This is a genomic window from Curtobacterium sp. ODYSSEY 48 V2 (genome assembly GCF_023712625.1).
Taxonomy (GTDB): Bacteria; Actinomycetota; Actinomycetes; order Actinomycetales; family Microbacteriaceae; genus Curtobacterium.
On record NZ_JAMAXX010000004.1, the window covers coordinates 100,051 to 121,551 of the forward strand.

18 protein-coding genes are annotated in these 21,501 nt (G+C 71.9%); 13 read left to right on the forward strand and 5 right to left on the reverse strand.

What is annotated here, in order from left to right; translation table 11 throughout:
• Positions 1-61: 61 nt before the first annotated feature.
• The 3 genes from M3666_RS07515 to M3666_RS07525 all read left to right on the forward strand — a co-directional run bounded on the left by M3666_RS07515 (position 62) and on the right by M3666_RS07525 (position 2,005).
• Positions 62-541 (forward strand): FHA domain-containing protein, encoded by a 480-nt coding sequence (locus M3666_RS07515; protein WP_066653698.1) that lies wholly within the window; start codon positions 62-64, stop codon positions 539-541.
• Complete coding sequence (locus M3666_RS07520; RefSeq protein WP_066653699.1) at positions 541-1,245, forward strand: MerR family transcriptional regulator; 705 nt, start codon at positions 541-543, stop codon at positions 1,243-1,245. The genes M3666_RS07515 and M3666_RS07520 overlap by 1 nt, the downstream gene beginning before the upstream one ends.
• Positions 1,246-1,444: 199 nt before the next feature.
• Entirely contained in the window at positions 1,445-2,005 is a 561-nt protein-coding gene (locus tag M3666_RS07525; RefSeq protein WP_066658032.1) for a MerR family transcriptional regulator, read from the forward strand.
• A 745-nt stretch (positions 2,006-2,750) separates the two neighbouring features.
• Here M3666_RS07525 and M3666_RS07530 read toward each other — a convergent pair.
• Positions 2,751-3,563 carry a ParA family protein gene (locus M3666_RS07530; protein ID WP_058729211.1) on the reverse strand — a complete coding sequence of 271 codons (813 nt, stop codon included), beginning with the start codon at positions 3,561-3,563 and terminating at the stop codon, positions 2,751-2,753.
• Positions 3,564-3,623: 60 nt separating this feature from the next.
• Here M3666_RS07530 and M3666_RS07535 point away from each other — a divergent pair, with 60 nt between their 5' ends.
• From M3666_RS07535 to M3666_RS16685, 3 genes are all read left to right on the forward strand, one after another.
• The gene (locus tag M3666_RS07535) at positions 3,624-7,034 is read left to right on the forward strand and encodes a pyruvate carboxylase (protein WP_251154924.1); all 3,411 of its coding nucleotides are present in this window, start codon (positions 3,624-3,626) and stop codon (positions 7,032-7,034) included.
• Position 7,035: 1 nt separating this feature from the next.
• The gene (locus M3666_RS07540; protein WP_066653701.1) at positions 7,036-7,539 is read left to right on the forward strand and encodes a peptide deformylase; all 504 of its coding nucleotides are present in this window, start codon (positions 7,036-7,038) and stop codon (positions 7,537-7,539) included.
• A gap of 189 nt (positions 7,540-7,728) precedes the next feature.
• Positions 7,729-7,854: a hypothetical protein gene (locus M3666_RS16685; protein WP_268746771.1), complete on the forward strand. Its 126-nt coding sequence runs from the start codon at positions 7,729-7,731 to the stop codon at positions 7,852-7,854.
• A gap of 112 nt (positions 7,855-7,966) precedes the next feature.
• Here M3666_RS16685 and M3666_RS07545 read toward each other — a convergent pair whose 3' ends face one another.
• Positions 7,967-9,814 (reverse strand): long-chain fatty acid--CoA ligase, encoded by a 1,848-nt coding sequence (locus M3666_RS07545; RefSeq protein WP_066653704.1) that lies wholly within the window; start codon positions 9,812-9,814, stop codon positions 7,967-7,969.
• Between the two features lie 233 nt (positions 9,815-10,047).
• Between M3666_RS07545 and M3666_RS07550 the strand changes: the two genes are divergently transcribed.
• The 3 genes from M3666_RS07550 to M3666_RS07560 all read left to right on the forward strand — a co-directional run bounded on the left by M3666_RS07550 (position 10,048) and on the right by M3666_RS07560 (position 13,296).
• On the forward strand, positions 10,048-11,001 hold the full coding sequence (locus M3666_RS07550; protein ID WP_066653706.1) for an ROK family glucokinase: 954 nt from the start codon (positions 10,048-10,050) through the stop codon (positions 10,999-11,001).
• A 41-nt stretch (positions 11,002-11,042) separates the two neighbouring features.
• Complete coding sequence (locus tag M3666_RS07555) at positions 11,043-11,765, forward strand: 1-acyl-sn-glycerol-3-phosphate acyltransferase (RefSeq protein ID WP_066653708.1); 723 nt, start codon at positions 11,043-11,045, stop codon at positions 11,763-11,765.
• 187 nt (positions 11,766-11,952) lie between these two features.
• Positions 11,953-13,296: a class II 3-deoxy-7-phosphoheptulonate synthase gene (locus tag M3666_RS07560; RefSeq protein ID WP_251155000.1), complete on the forward strand. Its 1,344-nt coding sequence runs from the start codon at positions 11,953-11,955 to the stop codon at positions 13,294-13,296.
• A gap of 238 nt (positions 13,297-13,534) precedes the next feature.
• Here the strand turns inward: M3666_RS07560 and pknB are convergent, their stop codons facing one another.
• Positions 13,535-15,577 carry a Stk1 family PASTA domain-containing Ser/Thr kinase gene (gene pknB, locus M3666_RS07565; protein WP_251154925.1) on the reverse strand — a complete coding sequence of 681 codons (2,043 nt, stop codon included), beginning with the start codon at positions 15,575-15,577 and terminating at the stop codon, positions 13,535-13,537.
• A gap of 112 nt (positions 15,578-15,689) precedes the next feature.
• Entirely contained in the window at positions 15,690-16,955 is a 1,266-nt protein-coding gene (locus tag M3666_RS07570) for a LysM peptidoglycan-binding domain-containing protein (protein WP_251154926.1), read from the reverse strand.
• Between the two features lie 162 nt (positions 16,956-17,117).
• Here M3666_RS07570 and M3666_RS07575 point away from each other — a divergent pair, with 162 nt between their 5' ends.
• Entirely contained in the window at positions 17,118-17,483 is a 366-nt protein-coding gene (locus M3666_RS07575) for an Rv2175c family DNA-binding protein (RefSeq protein WP_209683092.1), read from the forward strand.
• A gap of 153 nt (positions 17,484-17,636) precedes the next feature.
• Here the strand turns inward: M3666_RS07575 and M3666_RS07580 are convergent, their stop codons facing one another.
• The gene (locus tag M3666_RS07580) at positions 17,637-18,755 is read right to left on the reverse strand and encodes a polyprenyl synthetase family protein (protein ID WP_066653733.1); all 1,119 of its coding nucleotides are present in this window, start codon (positions 18,753-18,755) and stop codon (positions 17,637-17,639) included.
• A 125-nt stretch (positions 18,756-18,880) separates the two neighbouring features.
• Here M3666_RS07580 and M3666_RS07585 point away from each other — a divergent pair, with 125 nt between their 5' ends.
• The 3 genes from M3666_RS07585 (at position 18,881) to rsmH (ending at position 21,500) form a co-directional block, all read left to right on the forward strand.
• On the forward strand, positions 18,881-19,282 hold the full coding sequence (locus tag M3666_RS07585; protein ID WP_251154928.1) for a DUF3040 domain-containing protein: 402 nt from the start codon (positions 18,881-18,883) through the stop codon (positions 19,280-19,282).
• A gap of 721 nt (positions 19,283-20,003) precedes the next feature.
• Positions 20,004-20,435, forward strand: a complete 432-nt coding sequence (gene mraZ, locus M3666_RS07590) for a division/cell wall cluster transcriptional repressor MraZ (protein ID WP_058729729.1) — start codon at positions 20,004-20,006, stop codon at positions 20,433-20,435.
• Positions 20,436-20,543: 108 nt separating this feature from the next.
• The gene (gene rsmH / locus M3666_RS07595) at positions 20,544-21,500 is read left to right on the forward strand and encodes a 16S rRNA (cytosine(1402)-N(4))-methyltransferase RsmH (RefSeq protein WP_251154929.1); all 957 of its coding nucleotides are present in this window, start codon (positions 20,544-20,546) and stop codon (positions 21,498-21,500) included.
• Position 21,501 lies beyond the last annotated feature (1 nt).

Below are 21,501 nucleotides of genomic sequence, written 5' to 3' on the forward strand. Positions count from 1 at the left end.
GGGGCTCCCGCGAGGTCACCCGTTTCCGATACGCTGGTGCGCCAAGAGGAGGAGGTCCACGATGCCAGAGCCAGTGGTCCCGCAGCCGGGTGGTCAGAAGACTCCGGAACAGCGGCTGGTCGACACGACCCTGACCTTCAGCATGGACATGGGAGCGGCCCTGACGGCCGAGTCCGGTGTCTCGACCGAGGAGCGCGAGGCGATCAACGCCCTGCCCTCGGGTTCGGCGTTGCTGGTGGTCCGGCGTGGTCCGAACGTCGGCGCGCGGTTCCTCCTCGACTCCGACGTCACGACGGCCGGTCGGCACCCCGCTGCCGACATCTTCCTCGACGACGTCACGGTGTCGCGGAAGCACGCGCAGTTCCTCCGCCACGGCACGGCCTTCAGCGTCAAGGACAACGGGTCGCTGAACGGCACCTACTTCGACGGCGTACGCATCGACGAGGCACTCCTCACCGACGGTGCCGAGGTGCAGGTCGGCAAGTTCCGCCTCACGTTCTACGCATCCCGGGTCGACCTGGCGCGCCTGGCGACCGCGTAGTGGCTGCGCGGTCCGCCGCAGCCCGGGCCGGTGCTGCGGTACCGGACCTGCTCACCATCGGGCAGGTCATCGCCCGGTTGAAGCCCGACTTCCCCGACCTGTCGAGCTCGAAGCTCCGCTTCCTCGAGGAACGCGAGCTCGTCACGCCGATCCGCACCGCCAGCGGGTACCGGAAGTTCTCGGCGGCCGACGTCGAGCGGCTCCGGATCGTGCTCGGTCTGCAGCGTGACCACTACCTGCCGCTCAAGGTCATCAAGGACTACCTCGCCGATCTCGACGCGGGGCGCGAGCCCGTCCTGCCCGGCGGCGGTGACGCCCCGAGGCCGTCGATCCTCGGCCGCGAGCGTCGGTACACGCGGGACGAGACCGTCCGCGCTGCAGGTGCCTCGCCGATGCTGCTGACCGACGCGGTCTCGGCGTCGTTGCTGCCCGCAGCCGACACCTACGGCGACGACGCCGTGGCGGTGCTCAAGGCCCTCGTCGAACTGCAGCGCACCGGCATCGAGCCGCGGCACCTGCGCACCATGCGCGGTGTCGTCGAGCGCGAGGTCGGCCTGATCGAGTCGGCCCTCATGCCGGTGTCCCGTCGGGGTGACGCCACCTCGCGGGCCAAGGCGACGGAGCTCGCGCGCGAGATCGCCGGGCAGCTCGAGGTCGTCCGGTCGAACCTGATCCGCACGGCGATCGGCCGACTCGACGCATGACCGGCGACCGGTCGGTGTCCGGACCGGGGCTGCGCCCTGTCGACCGTCGGTGGTCGGGGCGTATCCTCGACACGCCGGACGCGCCGGTGCGGATGTGCCGGGCAGACCGTGTCCGAGTCGCTACCGTGGACCTCGGAACAACTCTCAACCCGTCGTTGAACCTTCTGGTGGGAGCTCGAACGTCGTGGAAGGCATGCACATGAGTGGGACTGACACCCCCGGTACCGAGTCCGAGATGACTCGGTACGACCTCGGCCTGCTCTTCACCGACGGCCTCCCCGAGCACGACGAGCAGAACGGCTACCGCGGCACCGTCGCCGCACGCGCGGCCGGCATCTCGTACCGACAGCTCGACTACTGGGCCCGCACCGAGCTCGTGCAGCCGACCATCCGCGGCGCTGCCGGGTCGGGGTCGCAGCGGCTCTACGGCTTCCGGGACATCCTGGTGCTCAAGCTCGTCAAGCGACTCCTCGACACCGGGATCTCGCTGCAGCAGATCCGCACCGCCGTGAACCAGCTCCGCGAGTCCGGCGTGTCCGACCTCGCCCAGACGACGCTGATGTCCGACGGGGCGTCGGTCTACCTGTGCACCTCGGACGACGAGGTCATCGACCTGGTGTCCCGCGGCCAGGGCGTGTTCGGCATCGCGGTCGGCAAGGTCCTGCGCGAGGTCGAGAGCTCCCTGGTCGAGCTCGACGCCACCCCCGCTGCGGACCCCGCCGACGAGCTCGCCGCCCGCCGGGCGAACCGCGCGTCCTAGCCGCTCCTCGCCCTCCCGCTCGTCCGGCTCGTCCGGTGAGTCGTCGGTGCGTCGTCGGTGCCCTCGACCGGGCCAGATCTGTCACGCTCGCGCCGTCCGACGACGTCCCGGACCCACTCGGCGTCCCACCAGCGGCGTGTCGTGCCCACTCGGCACTCGGCAGACCCCGCCCGGCGGCCGACAGCCCGCGTGTCCTGCCCACTCGGCGTTCGAGCACCGACCTTCGGCTGCTGAGACCCGAGCCCCGACCCCCGGGACGCGAGCCCCGACCCCGAGCCCCGGCCCCCGGGACGCGAGCCCCGAGCCCGGGCCCCGGCCCCCGGGCGGGTGGTTCCGGTCGCGCGAACTGCCGCGAGTGTCCGTCTCGGTCGGACGACTTGCCGCTCAGCTCCCGTGCGGACGGCATGTCGTGCGACCAGGACCGTCGACGACTGCATCGAGTCGAGCGTGCGACATCTCGGCCGTTCAGCGGATGACGGGCCCGAACGGTCGAGGGCTCGCCTCGGTGCGCATCGGCTTCAGTGCGCGCCGATCCGAGCGAGCACGACATGCCGCCGGGTCGTCACGGCGCGGGCGGGATCCGTCGTCCGGGGACCTCGACCGTGACAGATGTTGCGCGCTCGAAGGTCAGCCCAGCGCGAAGCCGGTCCGGGGACGGCGAGCGTGACAGATGTTGCGCGCTCGACGGCCGGCCCAGCGCGAAGCCGGTCCGGGGGAGGAAGCCGGCCCGGAGAGGCGGCAGCGCCTAGGCGGCGCCGCCCTCGGCGTACGGACCGATCTTGCCCGTGCGCATGATGCGCTCGAGCAGCTGGTCGAAGTTCTTCGCCATCTCCTGCGCCGACTCGCCGGGCCACACGTGCAGGGGCTTCGCCGCGCCCTGCGCCTGCTGCAGCGACGTGCGCTCCGGCAGCTGCGGCGAGAGCACGAGCGGGCCGAACATGTCCCGGAGTTCCTTGATGCGGAACTGGTGCTCGAGCGACTGCACGCGCGCCCGGTTCACGATGATGCCGAGCGGCTGCAGGCGGGGGGAGAGCCCGCGGCGGATCTCCTCGATCGCACGGAGTGCGCGGTCCGCGGCGGCGACGGAGAACAGGCCCGGCTCGGTGACCACGGTCACGCGGTCCGAGGCAGCCCAGGCGGTGCGGGTCAGGGCGTTGAGCGACGGGGCGCAGTCGATGAGGACCAGCTCGTAGTCCTGCTCGACGTTCGCCAGCGCCTCCTCCAGCTTCCAGATGTCCCGGATGGAGGGGTGGGGACCGTCGAAGTTGATGGCGGACGGCGACCCGACGAGCACGTCGACCTTGCCCTGCGAGCCCTTCGTCCACCCGGACGGGGCGATCGCCTGGCGGACGATCTTCTCCTTCGGGTTCTCGAGGACGTCGGCGACGTTGAGGTGGCCGGAGATGTCGATGTCGAGGCCGGTCGAGACGTCGGACTGCGGGTCGAGGTCCACCACCAGCGTGCGCAGTCCCTTGGCGAACGCGGCCGATGTCAGGCCGAGCGTCACCGTCGTCTTGCCGACACCACCCTTGAGGGAGCTCACGCTGAGTACATGCACGGTGAGCCACGTTACCGCCAGTAAGGTTGTGACACCTCAACCCGGGCTGAAAGGGACGTCGTGTTCAGCAAGATCCTCGTGGCGAACCGTGGCGAGATCGCCATCCGCGCGTTCCGTGCCGCGTACGAGCTGGGGGCCCGGACGGTGGCCGTCTACCCGTACGAGGACCGCGGATCCCTGCACCGGCTGAAGGCCGACGAGGCCTACGTCATCGGCGAGCCGGGTCACCCGGTCCGTGCCTACCTGGACGTCTCCGAGATCATCCGTGTCGCCCGCGAGTCGGGTGCCGACGCGATCTACCCGGGGTACGGCTTCCTCTCCGAGAACCCGGAGCTGGCCGCCGCTGCCGCCGCTGCGGGGATCACGTTCATCGGGCCGGGCGAGCACGTCCTCGAGATGGCCGGCAACAAGGTCACCGCGAAGGAGCACGCGATCGCCGCCGGTGTCCCGGTCCTCGCGAGCACCCCGCCGAGCCGCGACGTCGACGAGTTGCTCGCGGGTGCCGACGCCGTCGGGTTCCCGGTCTTCGCGAAGGCGGTCGCCGGCGGCGGTGGGCGCGGGATGCGCCGCGTGGAGACGAAGGCCGAGCTCCGCGAGGCGCTCGAGGCCGCGATGCGCGAGGCCGACAGCGCGTTCGGCGATCCGACGATGTTCCTCGAGCAGGCCGTCCTGCGTCCGCGGCACATCGAGGTGCAGATCCTCGCGGACGCCACGGGCACGGACGACGGCACGATCCACCTCTTCGAGCGCGACTGCTCGGTGCAGCGCCGCCACCAGAAGGTGGTGGAGATCGCACCGGCGCCCGACCTCGATCCGGCGATCGCCGCCGCGCTCCACCGTGACGCGGTCGCCTTCGCGCGGTCGATCGGCTACGTCAACGCCGGCACCGTCGAGTTCCTCCTCGACACCGAGGGCGAGCGTGCCGGTCAGCACGTCTTCATCGAGATGAACCCGCGCATCCAGGTCGAGCACACCGTGACGGAGGAGGTGACGGACGTCGACCTCGTGCAGTCGCAGATGCGCATCGCCGCGGGGGAGACCCTCGCCGACCTCGGGCTCGCGCAGGACACCGTCGCCGTGCACGGTGCGGCGCTGCAGACCCGCATCACGACCGAGGACCCGACGCAGGGCTTCCGTCCGGACACCGGACGCATCACGACATACCGCAGCCCGGGTGGCGCGGGCGTCCGGCTCGACGGCGGCACGGTCGCGACGGGTGCGCAGATCAGCCCGCACTTCGACTCGATGCTCGCGAAGATGACCTGCCGTGGGCGGGACTTCACGGCGGCCGTCGCCCGGGCGAAGCGTGCCCTGGCCGAGTTCCGCATCCGCGGCGTGAGCACGAACATCCCGTTCCTGCAGGCCGTGCTCGACGACCCGGACTTCGCCCGTGGTGACGTCTCGACGCAGTTCATCGAGGAGCGCCCGCAGCTCTTCGGCGGCCACGTGTCGAAGGACCGCGGCACGAAGGTGCTCGGGTGGCTCGCCGACGTGACGGTGAACAAGCCGAACGGCGAGCGTCGCCCGCAGACCGTCGAACCGGTCGAGAAGCTCCCGGCCGTCGACCTGTCCGCCGCGCCGCCGTCCGGGCAGCGCGACCTGCTGCTGCAGGTCGGCCCCGCCGAGTGGGCGCGACGGCTCCGCGCCCAGACCGCGCTCGCGGTCACCGAGACGACGATGCGTGACGCCCACCAGTCGCTGCTCGCCACGCGCGTCCGGACGAAGGACCTGGTCGCCGTGGCGCCGCACGTGGCCCGGCTCACCCCGCAGCTGCTGAGCGTCGAGGCCTGGGGCGGAGCGACCTACGACGTCGCCCTGCGCTTCCTCGGCGAAGACCCGTGGGAGCGCCTGGCGGCACTCCGCGGGGCGATCCCGAACATCCCGGTGCAGATGCTGCTGCGCGGGCGCAACACGGTCGGCTACACCCCGTACCCGACCGAGGTCACCGACGCCTTCGTCGCCGAGGCCGCCGCGAGCGGCGTCGACGTCTTCCGCGTGTTCGACGCGCTGAACGACGTCAGCCAGCTGCGTCCCGCCCTGGAGGCCGTGCTCGCGACCGGCACGGCCGTCGCCGAGGCGGCGCTCTGCTACTCCGGCGACCTCCTCGACCCGGCAGAGGACCTCTACACGCTCGACTACTACCTGCGGCTCGCCGAGCAGATGGTGGAGGCCGGCGCGCACGTCATCGGCATCAAGGACATGGCCGGTCTGCTCCGTGCGGGAGCGGCCGAGCGGCTCGTGGGCGCGCTGCGTGAGCGGTTCGACCAGCCCGTGCACGTGCACACGCACGACACCGCCGGCGGGCAGCTCGCGACGCTCCTGGCGGCCAGCCGGGCCGGCGCCGACGCGGTCGACGTCGCGGCGGCGCCGATGGCCGGGACGACGAGCCAGCCGAGCATGTCCGCGCTCGTGGCGGCGCTGGCGCACACCGAGCGCGACACCGGCCTCGACCTGACCGCGGTCGGCGCGCTCGAGCCCTACTGGGAGGCGGTCCGTCGCGCGTACGCCCCGTTCGAGTCCGGCCTGCCCGGTCCGACCGGCCGCGTGTACCAGCACGAGATCCCCGGCGGGCAGTTGTCGAACCTCCGGCAGCAGGCCATCGCCCTGGGACTCGGCGACCGCTTCGAGCAGGTCGAGGACTGGTACGCCGCGGCGAACCGCATCCTCGGCCGCCCGACCAAGGTCACGCCGTCCTCGAAGGTCGTCGGCGACCTGGCGCTGCAGCTGGCCGCGGTCGGCGCCGACCCCGACGACTTCGAGCAGAACCCGCAGCAGTACGACATCCCCGACTCGGTGATCGGCTTCATGGCCGGCGAGCTCGGCGACCTGCCCGGCGGGTGGCCGGAGCCGTTCCGGTCGAAGGTGCTCGAGGGTCGCGAGGTGCACGTCGGGACGACCCCCGTGCCGGAGTCGGAGCGCGCCGCGCTCGCGACCGCCGGACCCGAGCGGCAGCAGGCCCTCAACCGACTGCTCTTCCCGCAGCCGACCCGGCAGTTCGCCGCGGTGCGGGAGCAGTACGGCGACCTCTCGGTGCTGCCGACCCTCGACTACCTCTACGGTCTGCGTCCCGGGCAGGAGCACGTCGTGCCGCTCGGGCGCGGCGTGGAGCTGCTCGTCGGGCTCGAGGCGATCGGCGAGGTCGACGAGCGGGGCGTGCGCACGGTCATGACGACGCTGAACGGGCAGCTCCGCCCGGTCGCCGTCCGTGACCGCTCGGTCGAGGTCGCGACGAAGGTCGCCGAGCAGGCGGACCCGTCCGACCCGAAGCACGTCGCCGCACCGTTCTCCGGTGTGGTGACGCTCAAGGTCGCCGTCGGTGACGTCGTCCGGGCTGGTCAGCCCGTGGCGAGCATCGAGGCGATGAAGATGGAAGCGGCCATCACGGCGCCCGTGTCGGGCACCGTCGGCCGTCTCGCGATCCCGGTGACCCAGCAGGTGGACGCCGGCGACCTCCTGGTGGTGCTGCAGTAACGTGACCGTCCGTCCCATCCGCCTGTTCGGCGACCCCGTCCTCCGTTCCCCCGCGGACCCGATCGCACCGGACGCCCTCGGTTCGCCGGGCGTGCGCGACCTCGTGCAGGACCTCCTGGACACCGTGCGCGAGCCCGGTCGTGCCGGCGTGGCCGCTCCGCAGATCGGTGTCGGCCTGCGCGCGTTCTCGTACAACGTCGACGGCGAGGTCGGGTACGTGCTCAACCCCGAGGTCGTCGAGGTGCGCGGCGAGGTCGAGCTCATGGACGAGGGCTGCCTGTCCGTCCCCGGGCTCTCCTACCCGACCCCACGCCACCCGTGGGCCAGGGTCCGCGGCGTCGACGTCGACGGCGCCGAGGTCGTCCTCGAGGGCACCGGGCTGATGGCGGAGGCGCTGCAGCACGAGGTCGACCACCTCGACGGCACCGTCTACGTGATGACCCTCGCCCCGGAGGTCCGTCGCGCCGCACTGCGTGACGTCCGCGCCCAGTCCTGGTTCCACTGACCGCGTTCCGTGCACGCGGGCGACCGCGCCCCGGCCGCTCCCGCGATCGACGGCGCACGCGGTCGGGCCGCTTCCGGCGACCAGGGCGTGACACCCCTTCGCGGGATTGTCCGAACGTCCCGGTCGCGAGGTACCGTGTCCGCGTCGGCTTCCCACCGACACGGCTCCCACACCCTCAGGACACCCAGCATGACCGTTCAGAACGACGAGCTCAGCTCGCACCGCACCCGCACCAACCGCCGCCCCGACCCCGCGCCGACGACGTCGTCGGTCGCCGTCCTCGACGCGCCGGAGGTGCAGGCCCCGGAGGCCTGATCCGGAAGCGCGTCCGCGGACCCGGCGACGGGTCGCGCCCCGCGCGCAGACGACACACGGGAGGCCCGGTGTCGGTCCGTCGGACCGGCACCGGGCCTCCCGTCCGTCGTCCCTACGCGCGGCCCCGTCGTCGGGACGCGACCACGGGGGTGGCCGTGGTCTGGACCTTCGACCCCGAGTAGATGTGCTCGACGTCCGCGGCGAAGTCCCGCAGCACGACGGCGCGCTTGATCGTCAGCTTCGGGGTGAGGTGGCCGGAGGCCTCCGTCAGCTCGGTGTCGACGATGGTGAAGGACCGCACGGACTCGGCCCGGGACACCCGCTGGTTCGCGGTGTCCACGGCCTCCTGCACGGCGACGTGCACGCGCTCGTCGTAGGCGGCCTCGCGCGGCGTGAGCGCGGGGGTGATGCCGCGGGCCTCGCACCAGCCGGGGAGCATCTCCCGGTCGAGCGTGACGAGCGCGGCGACGAAGGGCTTGCCCTCGCCGACGACCACCACCTGCCCGACCAGCGGGTGCTCGCGGATGCCGTCCTCGAGCGGCGCCGGCGCGACGTTCTTGCCGCTCGCGGTGACGATGAGCTCCTTCGCCCGACCGGTCACCGTGAGCACCCCGTCGGCGTCGAGCCGCCCGAGGTCGCCCGTGCGGAACCAGCCGTCGCTGAAGGCCTTCGCGGTCGCCTCGTCGTTGTGCCAGTAGCGGTCGAACACGTCGACGCCGCGGATCAGGATCTCGCCGTCCTCGGCGATCCGTACCTCGACGCCCGGGAGTGCTCGACCGACCGTGCCGATGCGGAGCTCGCGCGCCCGGTTCACGGTCGCGGGCGCGGTCGTCTCGGTCAGGCCGTAGCCCTCGAGGATGTGCACGCCGATCGAGCGGAAGAAGTGCGACAGGCGCGGGGAGAGCGGAGCGGAGCCGCTGATCGCGTACTGCACGCGTCCACCGATCGCGTCGCGCAGCTTGGCGTAGACCAGCTTGTCGAACAGCGCGAACCGCAGCTTCAGGCCGAGGGGCACCCGTCCCGCGGCCACCGCCTCGGAGTGGGCGACCGCGACGTCGGCCGCGGCACGGAAGATCCGACCCTTACCGCCGAGGTCGGCCTTCTGCTCGGCCGAGTTGTAGATCTTCTCGAAGACGCGGGGCACCGCCAGCAGGAAGGTCGGCTTGAACGTCGACACGGCGCGCATGAGGTCGCGGGTGTCCGGCTCGTGGCCGACGAGCACCCCGGTCGAGATCGACATGACCGCGATGAAGCGGGCGAAGACGTGGGCCATCGGGATGAACAGCAGCGTGGAGGACCCGTCGGCGACGACCTCGGGCATCGCCTCGGTGGCGCCCTCGACCGTCCCGGTGAAGTTGTCGTGCCGCAGGACGCACCCCTTCGGGCGTCCGGTGGTGCCCGACGTGTAGATGATCGTCGCGTCGTCGTGCCCGTGCACGTCCGCCGTGCGGGCGTCGAGCTCGGCGTCGGTGACCGTCTCGCCGAGGCGGACCAGGTCGTCGAGACCGCCGCCGTCGATCGTCCAGTGCTGTCCGAGGTGCGGCAGGTCGGGGGCGATCGACGCCACCCGGCGTGCGTGCTCCTCCTGCTCGACCACGATCGCCACGGTCTCCGAGTCGGAGAGGATCCAGCGCACCTGGTCGGGGGAGCTCGTCTCGTAGACCGGCACGGACACGAGCCCCGCGGTCCAGACGGCGAAGTCGACGAGCGTCCACTCCATGCGGGTGCGGGAGAGGACGGCGACGTGCGCGCCCGGGGCGAGCCCGGCGGCGACGAAGCCCTTCGCGATCCCGCGGACGCGCGCGAGGGTGTCCGCGGCGCTGACGGTCGTCCAGGTGTCGCCGTGCCGCTGGGCGAGGATCGGCCGGTCGGGCGTCCGACGCGCCCGGTCGGAGAGCAGTCGGGCGGCGGAGCCGTGGTCGGGTGCGGAGTTGGGTGCGGGCTGCCGCTGATCGTTCACGGTTGACTCCCTTGTCGGCCGGTGCGATACGAGGACGCCTCGACGATGAGACGTCACCGCCAGCATACGGGCGGAGCGGCACCGGACGGACGGGCCGCGGTGCGGTTCGCAGCACCTCGTCAGCCGTCGGGCGTCGTCGGCCGGCGCCGTGCGGGCAAGCGGTGCCCGGCGCCCACCTCGGTCGCGTTGCCGGCGTTCGGCGTCACCACGCGGAGACGGTAGGCTCGACCCTCGTGCATGCCATCGGAATCGACATCGGGGGCACCAAGATCGCGGGAGCGGTCGTCTCGGAGCTCGGCGAGATCCTCGCCGAGGACCGCGTCGCCACCAACGCGGCGGACCCGGACGCCATGCTCGACGACGTCGTGACGATGGTCACCCGTCTGCGAGCCGCCCACGACGTGGGAGCGGTCGGTGTCGCGGCACCGGGCTTCATCGACGCGTCGCAGTCGATCGTCTACTACACGCCGAACATCCGCTGGCGGAACGAGCCCCTCCGGCAGAAGCTCCAGGAGCGCCTCGGCGACCTGCACATCACCGTCGACAACGACGCGAACGCCGCCGGCTGGGCGGAGTTCCGCTTCGGTGCCGGTCGCCTCGTGTCCGACATGACGATGCTCACGATCGGGACCGGTGTCGGTGGCGCGATCGTGACCGAGGACCGGCTCTTCCGCGGCGGCTTCGGCACCGGCGGCGAGATCGGTCACCTGCGGATCGTCCCGAACGGCCTGCCCTGCGGCTGCGGCGCCCGCGGCTGCATCGAGCAGTACGGCTCCGGCCGTGCCCTGCAGCGCATGGCGAACGACGTCGCCGACGCCGGCGGCATCGGTTCGGCACTCGCCGACGCGCGCGAGCAGAACGGCGGGCAGCTCGACGGCGCGATCGTCGGCGACCTGATCCTGGCCGACGACCCGGGCGCCCTCGCCGCGCTCCGTCGCCTCGGTCGCCACCTCGGCGAGGCCTGCGCGTCGCTGTCCGCGGTGCTCGACCCGCAGCTGTTCGTCTTCGGCGGCGGTGTCGCGAGCGCCGGCGACCGTCTGCTCGAGCCGATCAAGCAGGCCTACCTCAACAACCTGCCGGCGCGCGGGTACCACCCGGAGCCCGACTTCGTGATCGCCGAGCTCGTGAACGACGCCGGCGTCGTCGGCGCGGCCGACCTCGCCCGCATCCACGCCCGCACGGCGTAGGGTCACCCCGACGGTACGCGCGTCCCGAACTGGAGTCGACGATGACCTACTGGCTGCTCAAGAACTTCCTGCTCGGCCCGCTCATCCTGACGCTCTTCCGACCCTGGGTCGTCGGCCGTGAGCACGTGCCCGCGAAGGGCCCGGTGATCTTCGCGTCGAACCACATCTCGTTCATCGACTCGGTGATCCTGCCGGCGGTGCTCGACCGGCGGATCTCCTTCCTGGCGAAGAGCGACTACTTCACCGGTCGGGGCCTCAAGGGCTGGGCGACGAAGACCTTCTTCAACGCCATCGGGCAGCTGCCCATCGACCGCTCCGGCGGCAAGGCGTCCGAGGCGTCGCTCCACACCGGGCTCCAGGTCCTGGCACGCGGCGAGCAGCTCGGCATCTACCCCGAGGGCACCCGCAGCCCGGACGGCAAGCTCTACCGCGGCCGCACCGGCATCGCCCGGATGATCCTCGAGGGCCGGGTGACCGTCGTGCCGGTCGCGATGGTCGGCACGCGCGAGGTGCAGCAGATCGGCCAGAAGTTCCCCAAGTTCAAGCGCGTCGGCGTCGTCTTCGGCAGGCCGCTCGACTTCTCGCGCTTCGAGGGCTTCGAGACCGACCGGTTCATCCTGCGCAGCGTCACCGACGAGGTCATGCACGAACTCGCCGGACTGAGCCGCCAGGAGTACGTCGACGTCTACGCGACGAGCGTCAAGGAGCGTGCCAGCAGCGCTCGTGAGCAGGTCATGAAGGACCGCCGCACGCCGACCGCCTGACGGGCGACCGCCGTCGTCGCCCCCGCGTCACGCGGGAGCGGCGGGTCGGGCGCGGACGGTAGGATCTGAGGACTCCGGCCCCGGCCGGACCGGCCTGCGCGCAGGCCTCCCGCTCCCGCCCGACCCAGAACACCGAGGTACCGCCTTGATCGAGTCGACCGACGTCGTCGCCCTGCAGGATCCGGACGTGATCGAGGGTCTCGACCACTGGCGCACCCTGCCGATCAAGCAGCAGCCGACCTGGCCCGACCGCGCCGCGGCCGAGGCGGCGTCCGCCGAGATCGCGACGCTGCCGCCGCTCGTCTTCGCGGGCGAGGTCGACAAGCTCCGTGACCGGCTCGCCGCAGCGGCGCAGGGCAGGGCGTTCCTGCTGCAGGGCGGCGACTGCGCCGAGACCTTCGCCGGAGCCACGGCGGACTCGATCCGTGACCGTGTGAAGACCATCCTCCAGATGGCCGTCGTGCTCACCTACGGTGCCTCGACACCGGTGATCAAGATGGGACGCATGGCGGGGCAGTTCGCCAAGCCGCGGTCGAGCGACTTCGAGACGCGCGGCGACGTGACGCTGCCGGCGTACCGCGGCGACATCGTGAACGGCTACGACTTCACCCCGGAGAGCCGCCAGGCCGACCCCCGCCGCCTGGTGCAGGGCTACCACACGGCCGCGTCGACGCTGAACCTGGTCCGTGCCTTCACGCAGGGCGGGTTCGCCGACCTGCGGCAGGTGCACTCGTGGAACAAGGGCTTCGCGTCGAACCCGGCGAACGCCCGCTACGAGCACCTCGCGAAGGAGATCGACCGCGCGATCCGCTTCATGGACGCCTGCGGAGCCGACTTCGAGGCGCTGAAGCACACCGAGTTCTACGCCTCGCACGAGGGGCTCCTCATGGACTACGAGCGGCCGATGACCCGCATCGACTCGCGCTCCGGTCTCGCCTACGTCACCTCCGGCCACTTCATCTGGATCGGCGAGCGGACCCGCGACCTCGACGGCGCCCACGTCGACTTCCTGTCCCGCGTGCGGAACCCGATCGGTGTGAAGCTCGGCCCGACGACGACCGTGGACGACATGAAGGCCCTGGTCGACACGCTCGACCCGGAGCGCGAGCCCGGTCGTCTGACGTTCATCACCCGGATGGGTGCGGGCAGGATCCGCGACGAGCTGCCGAAGCTGCTCGAGGCGATCAAGGGCATGGACGCGAACCCGCTCTGGGTGACCGACCCGATGCACGGCAACGGCTTGACGACCCCGACGGGCTACAAGACCCGTCGCTTCGACGACGTCGTGGACGAGGTCCTCGGCTTCTTCGAGGCGCACCGCCAGGTCGGCACCTACCCGGGCGGCATGCACGTCGAGCTCACCGGTGACGACGTCACCGAGTGCCTGGGCGGCTCCGAGCAGATCGACGAGGCGACCCTGGCGACGCGCTACGAGTCGCTGTGCGACCCGCGGCTCAACCACATGCAGTCGCTCGAGCTCGCCTTCCTGGTGGCGGAGGAGCTGAGCGCCCACCCCTACCAGCGGCCGTAGTCGCGACCGCACGCCGGACGGGAGGCGCGGTGCCAGCCGGCACCGCGCCTCCCGTCCCTCCGCTCGTCGCCCGCCCGTCCTGCCCGGCCCCGGTCGCACGTCCTGCCCGGTTCCGGTCGTACGACCTGCCGCTCACGTTCCGCGCGGACGGCACGTCGCGCGACCGCAGCGACCGCGGACGGCACGTCGTGCGACCGGAACCGGCGAGCGGTCGAGCAGCCGAGCGGCCGCCTGGCGGCTACTGCTCGTAGGAGAGCGTGATCGTGTCGCCGCGGTACACCGTGGAACCCTGGACCGGGTCCGTCGCGGTGACCGGGAGCGCCGACTTCCAGTCGTAGAAGCGGCAGAGCACGTTCGTGCAGTCGGGCACCTTCACGTCGAGGCCGAGGTTCTCGAGCGTGGAGGTCGCCTCGTCGATGGTCTTGCCGGCGACGTCGGGCAGCGTGATCGGCGTCGGGCCCTTCGAGAGCACGAGGTCGACGGCAGAGCCCTGCACGGCGGGGGAGTCCTCGACGCTGGACGAGATGACCTGCCCCTTCGGCACGTCGTCGCTGTAGCGCTCCTGCTGCGCCCCGACGACCAGACCGACGGCGTCGAGCGCGGCGGTCGCGCCGTCGAGGGTCTTGCCCGTGACGTCCGGGACGGCGCCGAGCGAGACCGTGAGCGTGACCGGCCCGCTTTCGGCGTACTCGCCGACGGAGGACAGGTCGACCGTCTGCCCGTCGGTGCCCAGGCCCTTCGCCGCGATCACGGTGTCCTCCGGAGCGTCGGCCGAGAACTCGTACTGGTCGTCCTGCAGCTGGAAGTCGTCGTCCAGTGCGGCCGTCACGGTCGACAGCGGTTGCCCGACGATCGCGGGCAGGGCGATCATCCGCGGGCCGTCCGACACGACGATCCGCACCGGGGTGCCCTTGCGGACCTCGCGTTCGGCCGCCGGCTTGGTCGTCGACACCTGCCCCTTCGCCACGACGGCGTCGTACCGGCTGTCGGTCTCGGCGGTGGGCTGGAGCCCCTGTGCCTGGAGCAGCTGCCGGGCCTGTGCCACGGACTTCCCGGCGACCTCGGGGATGCGGACGTTGCCCCAGGGCCCCGGACCGAGGGCCCAGCCGACGACGCCGGCGATGATCGCGAGGACCACGACGACCGCGAGCAGGATCCACCCGCGCTTCCGACGCTTGACGGACTTGTCGGCGAGGCGTTGCGCCGCCGGGGAGAGCGTCCCGGGCTGGGCTCCCGTGCGTCGGGGGCCGGGCGCACCGCGGCGGGCCGGAGCAGCGGGCGCACCGCCGGTCGTGTCGGCGATCACCCGGGTGGCGTCGTCCTGCTCGGGGCCGTCCCACCGTCCGGACGCATCGGCCGAGGAGGGCGACGCGCTGCCGGCCGGCAGGATCGCGGTGGCGTTCTCCGGACGCAGCACCGCGGTGCGGTACTGGCCGGTCGCGCGCTGCTGGTTGCCCGACATGTGGTCGAGCATCTCGCGGGCGTCACGCGGACGGTCTGCGGGGTCGCGGGCGGTGGCCCAGGCGACCAGGTCGTCGAGCTCCGGCGGGACGCCCGGCTCCGCGGCGCTCGGCACCGGGACCGTGTCGTTGGCGTGCTGGTAGGCGATCTGCATCGGCTGGTCGCCCTTGTAGGGCTGCTCGCCGGTGAGCATCTCGTAGAGCATGATGCCGAGTGCGTAGATGTCGCTGCGCGAGTCGGCGGCGCCGCGCGTCACGAGCTCGGGGGACAGGTACGCGATCGTGCCGAGCAGGGCTGCTCCGGTGGCCGTGTTCGCCGTGGTCGCCCGCGCCAGGCCGAAGTCGCCGAGCTTGATGCGCCCGTCGTCGGCGAGCAGGACGTTCTCGGGCTTGAGGTCGCGGTGCACGATGCCGGCACGGTGCGCCGACGCGAGGCCGGCGAGCACGGCGCGCAGGATGTCGGTGGCCTGCTCCGGGGTGAGCGCCCGGTGCTCCTGCAGCAGGTCGCGCAGGGTGATGCCCGGGATGTACTCCATGACGATGTACGCCGTGTCGTCCTCGGCACCCTGGTCGTACACGCCGACGAGGTTCGGGTGGGAGAGCCGGGCCGCCGAGCGGGCCTCCTGGATGAAGCGCTCACGGAAGGCCTGGTCGTCGGCCAGGTGCCCGTGCATGATCTTGATCGCGACGCGACGCTCGAGCCGGACGTCGGTGGCGAGGTACACCGTCGCCATGCCCCCGCGCGCGATGCGCGAGCGCACGCGGTACCGCTGGTCGATCATGCGACCGATCATCGGGTCCGTTGCGGCGTTCGTGGTCATCGGCGGCATTCTACGAAGGGCTGCCGGTACGGTCCGACCTGACGCACCGACCGTGACCCAATCTCGATCTCGAGGATGAGTCGGCTGTCCGGCCGACCAGACGGGCGGGACCTCAGAGCGAGGCCAGCAGGGCGCGCGCGGTCTGCTCCCACTTCGCGTACTCGTTCGGGTACGCGGAGACCTGGACCGCCTGGGCGGCGTCGGTCAGGGCCATCGACGACCACCCACGCACGCCGAGCAGGCCGCGGGTCTTGCCGGGGTTGCCCACGAAGAACAGTTCGGCGGCGGTGGCCGGGTCCTGCAGTGCTGCCGACGTGCCCCAGCCCTGGCTCGGACGCTGCTGGAACAGGCCGACGGAGTCGCGGTCGCCGTGCGACAGGTTGCGCAGGCTCGACTCCTGCAGAGCCGCTGCGAGGGCGATCACGATGCCGCGGTCGGGGACGCCGAGGGTCCGGCCGACGCTGACGATGGTGGCCGCGTTGCGCCGCTGCTCACCGGTCAGCTCGACGCCGTTGACGCTGCCGACGGCCGTGGTCACGGCACCCCCGGTCGGCGTGGTCGTCGGCTTCGAGGTCGCAGCGGGCAGCACGAGGGTCTTCCCCGCGTAGATCGTGCTCGTGTAGCTGAGGCCGTTCGCCGCGAGGAGTGCCTTCACCGACACCCCGTGCTTCGCCGCGATCGCCCCGATGGTGTCGCCGGCGACGATCTTCACGCTCGACGCCCGGGCAGGTGCGGCCGGCGCGGTGCTCACGGCAGGCGCCGGCTTCGCGGCGGGTGCCGTCCCGGCGCGGGGGATGGTCAGGGTCTGGCCCGGGTAGATCAGCGAGCGCTGCGAGAGGTTGTTCGCGGCGAGGATCGCCGAGGTCGACACGCCGACGCGGGCGGCGATGCCGGACACGGTGTCGCCCGACTTCACGTGGTAGCTGCCGCTCGTGCTCGACGACGCGGGTGCTGCTGCGGGGGCGGCGGGTGTCGAGGACAGGTGCAGCGTCTGCCCGGGGTGGATGATCGTGTTCCAGCCGAGGCCGTTGCGGACCAGGACCTCCTGCGCCGAGAGCCCGAAGCGCGCGGCGATGCCCGAGACGGTGTCGCCCTGACGCACCGTGTAGGTGGTGGGGGCCTTCGACACCGCGGCGACCGTGGTGACGGTGGTGGTCGACGGGCGGGCGACGGCGGTGCCGAACACCGGGCGCTGGCCCACGTTCCGGTCCTCGTCCACGTGCCGCTTCTTCGCGGCGTCGTCGTGCCGGGGCTCGGCGTGCGCCACCGGGCCGGTGAGGCCGGCGGTCACGGCGATCGTGCCCGCGAGGACGATGGGCATGGTGGCGAACCGGGCGGATCGAGCGCGCCGGGCGGCGTCGTCTGCAGCGTTGTCCACGGGTTGTCTCCTGTCCTGGGTGAGCCGTGCGCGGGAGCGGGTACTCACAGGTGGCTCCACGCTGACATGGCGTGATTCCCAAGTCAACCAGAGAGCCGCGTGTTGCGCGTGTGACTCGTGTGATCAGCGTGACGGCACGACGCAGGCCGGTGCTCTGGCAACATGGGGCGGGTGAGTGATGGACCCACCGACGACACGACCCTCTCCGAGCGCTGGCTGACGGTGCCCGACCTCGTGGACCTGCTCGGGGTGAGCCCCGGGCGCATCCACCGCCTGTTCGAGCAGAAGACACTGCTGGCTGCCCGCGTGGGCGGCGTGCTGCGGGTGCCGAGCGAGTTCCTCGACGGCTCCGAGCCGATGCCGGAGCTGCGCGGCACGCTGATCGTCCTCGGCGACAACGGGTTCTCCGACGACGAGGCGGTCCGCTGGATGCTCTCCGAGGAGCCCGCACTCCGCACCTCGCCGATCGCCGCGCTGCGCGCCGGCCGCAAGGCCGAGGTGCGCCGCGTCGCACAGTCCCTGCTCTGAGCCCGGGAGCCGACCCGGCGCCCTGGACCGGAGACCCGTCCCGGCGGGCTGGCCCGCGCAGCAGGAGCCGCCCCGGTGAGGACGATCGGGTGACGGACGGGAGGCCCGTGGCGGTGTCGCCACGGGCCTCCCGTCCGTCGTCGTGGTCGGCGTCTAGGCGACGCGGCTGCTGACCGTGTCGGCCAGCGACAGCAGCTGGTCGCGCGCCGACGGCGTCAACGGCGCGGCCTCGAGCGCTGCCTTCGCGCGCTGCACGTGCCGGTCGATCGAGCGCTCGACGGCGGCGACCGCCCCGGACTCGGTGAGCGTGGCGCGCAGCATCTGCACCTGCTCCTCGTCGAGGTCGGGGTCGCCGAGCAGCTCGTCGAGCAGTTGCCTCGGGCCGGGCGGGAGCGCCTTGCGGGCCGAGGCGATGAGGACGGTGCGCTTGCCCTCGCGGAGGTCGTCGCCGGCGGGCTTGCCGGTGACCTCGGGGTCGCCGAACACACCGAGCACGTCGTCGCGGAGCTGGTACGCGACGCCGAGCGGCAGGCCGAAGGACCGCAGGCCCTCGAGCTGCGCCTCCGAGGCGCCGGCGACCAGGGCTCCGATGACGAGCGGCGCCTCGATCGAGTACTTCGCCGACTTGAAGACGATGACCCGCTGTGCCCGCACCAGGTGCTCGGTCTCGTCGATCGTCGGCCAGGCCGTCTCCTCGTGCACGTCGAGGTACTGCCCCGCGGTCACGTCGAGCCGCATCGTGTGGAACTCCTGGCGGACGATGCGTGCGCGCGCCGGGTCGAGGAGCGCGAGCCCCTCGTCGAAGACGGAGTCGCTCAACGAGAGCAGGACGTCCCCGAGCAGCAGCGCCGAGTTCGTGCCGTACAGCGAGCGGTCGCCGACCCAGCCGGACTCCTCGTGCAGGGACTCGAAGCGCCGGTGCGCGGCGGGACGACCACGACGGGTGTCCGAGCGGTCCATGATGTCGTCGTGCACCAGGGCGGCGGCGTGGAAGATCTCGAGCGCGGCGGCCACCGTGACGACGGCCTCGGCCGTGGTCTGACGGGAGCCCTCGGCGAGGGGGTCGAAGGACCCCGAGCGGCCGGCCACGGACTGCCATCCCCAGTAGCAGAACAGCGCTCGGAAGCGCTTGCCGCCGGACAGCAGGTCACGGGCGTACCGGTCGAACGGCGCGAGGTCCGGGCTGATCGCGAGGAGCCGATCACGCTGCTCGTCGAGTGCCCGTCCGACCCGTGCCGAAACGAGGTCCACTAATCGCGTACTCTCAGCCACGACTCCTACCCTAGTGGAGCGGTCGAGTCATAGAATCGGTCCACTTCAGCGATGCCACAACCCGGCGGCAGCGCGGCACACCAGCGGTCGTCAGACAGCATCCCCAGGAACAAGAGGGAAACGAGATGCCACTCTCGGAGCAAGAGCAGCGACTCCTCGAAGAGATGGAGCGGAGCCTCTACCAGAACGACTCCGACTTCGTGGCGCGTGTCACGCGCCGCCAGGGACGTGCGAGTTACACGTCCATCACGATCGGTGTGCTCGGTGCCCTCGTGGGGATCGCCATCGTCATCGTGGCGCTCGTCGTGAAGCAGCCGTGGCTCGGGCTGCCGGGCTTCGTGGTGATGCTCGCCGGTGTGCTCTACGCGCTGCGTCCGGGGATGCGGATGTCGAAGTCCGGGGCGAAGGCGCCGCGGGCGAAGGGGCAGTCCGCGGGTCGGCCGTCGCGCCCGTCCTCCTCCGGTGGCTCCTTCATGGACCGCTTGAACGAGCGCTGGGACAAGCGCAACGACCCGGGGCAGCAGTAGCCGCACCGCACGCCCTCCACACGCCTCCACGGGGCCGGTCCTTCGGGACCGGCCCCGTCGTCGTGTCCGGGGTCGCGGTCGTGCTCGGGGCCGCTGCTCCGCGCCGTCCGCCCGCCAGTGACACCCGCCCGTGGCACCCGTGCCCGCCCTCGCACCCCGTGCTCCTGCCGCTGTCCCTGGCGAATCCGGACGTGCCTGGTCGAACCGGGCGTCCCGGGCTCGCGGGTGCCGGCGCGCTCGAGTGTGCCTGGTGGAACCGGGCATAGCTGGTGGAACCGGGCGTACCGGGTCGAACGGAACCATCAGGTATGCCCGATTCCGCCTGCCATCGCGGGTGTGATGGGAAGGAACGGGCGCGACGGCGCGACGGCGCGAGGGGCGCGATCTCGCGAGGGGCGCGACGTGCGCCACGGGCGCGATGGGCGTGAGCACGCATCGGACGGGAGGCGCGGGGCGGTCGTGCGCCGAGCCTCCCGTCCGGCGCGCCCTCGGCTGCTCCCGAGCCTGCGAATGTCCTCCACTTCCCTCCACCCCCTCCACTCCGCTCCACGTCCGCGTGCTTCCGGGGAAGTGACGCGCAGAGAGGCGAGCTACGAGCTCAGGTGACCACCCCAGATCGGGGGATCGGGGCAGATTCGGGAGCGCCGACCGTTCCGCGGGGAGCGAAGTGGAGTAAAGTGGGGATAACGACGGTCCGGTGGAGCGGAGGGGAGGCCCCGACGTGCTGCTCGGTACCCATGCCCCGAAGCTGGACGAGAAGGGTCGCGTGATCCTCCCCGCCAAGTTCCGGGACGAACTGTCCGGCGGACTCGTGATGACCCGTGGGCAGGAGCGCTGCGTCGTCGTCTTCAGTGCGGACACGTTCGAGCAACTGCACGAACGGATCCGGACGGCTCCGATGACGTCGAAGCGCACCCGGGACTACATGCGCCTGTTCCTCTCCGGAGCGAGCGCGGAGACCCCGGACAAGCAGAACCGCGTGACGATCCCGCAGAACCTCCGTGAGTACGCGGGGCTCGAACGGGACCTCACGGTCATCGGCAGCGGTGACCGTGCCGAGATCTGGTCGACCCCCGCGTGGGAGGCCTACTACGCCGAGGTCGAAGAGGGCTTCGCCGACAACGACGAGGAGGTGATCCCGGGGATCTTCTGATCCGCGGATCGGGACTCCCAGCCGTGGTGCCCTGACACACCTTCCCCGGTGTCAGGTCGCATGGATGGGGATCCGGGTGCGTGGCCCAGACGGTCACAGGGGCTGCACATGGCCGAAGACCAGCCGAAGTTCCCGCACACGCCGGTGATGCTCCAGCGCATCGTCGACCTGTTCGTCCCGGCCCTCGACGGCCCGGGCAAGGTCGTCGTCGACGCGACCCTCGGCATGGGTGGACACTCCGAGGCGCTGCTCGAACGGTTCCCGGAGCTCACGCTCATCGGGCTCGACCGGGACACCGACGCCCTCGGCATCGCGGGGGAGCGGCTCGCTCGCTTCGGCGACCGCGTGCGCCTCGTCCACACCGTGTACGACGGGATCGTCGACGCGGTCGAGGGTGAGGGCTTCCGTCAGGTCGACGGCGTGCTGTTCGACCTCGGCGTCAGCTCGCTGCAGCTCGACCGTGCCGAGCGCGGGTTCGCCTACAGCCAGGACGCCCCGCTCGACATGCGGATGGACCGGACCGAGGGGCAGACCGCCGCCGACGTCCTCGCGACCTACGACGAGGGCGAGCTGCGCCGGATCTTCCAGCGGTACGGCGAGGAGAAGCTCGCCGGCCGGTACGCCCGTGCGATCGTCGAGCGTCGCACCGAGCGCCCGTTCGCGATGTCGGGTGACCTCGTCCAGGTGCTGCACGACGCGACACCCGTGGCCGTGCAGCGGCAGGGGCACCCGGCCAAGCGCGTGTTCCAGGCGCTCCGCATCGAGGTCAACGCCGAGCTCGCCGTGCTCGAGCGGGCGATCCCCGCCGCGCTCGACGTGATCGCGGTCGGCGGCCGGATCGTCGTCGAGTCGTACCAGTCGCTCGAGGACCGCCTCGTGAAGCGGGCACTGGTCGAGCGCACGACCTCGAGCGCCCCGGCAGGACTACCCGTCGAGCTGCCGGAGCACGCTCCCACCTACTCCCTCGTCGTCAAGGGCGCGGAACTGGCCGACGAGGCCGAACGCGCCGCCAACCCCCGAGCCATCCCCGTGCGCCTGCGCGCGGCCGAGCGGATCCGGAAGTGAC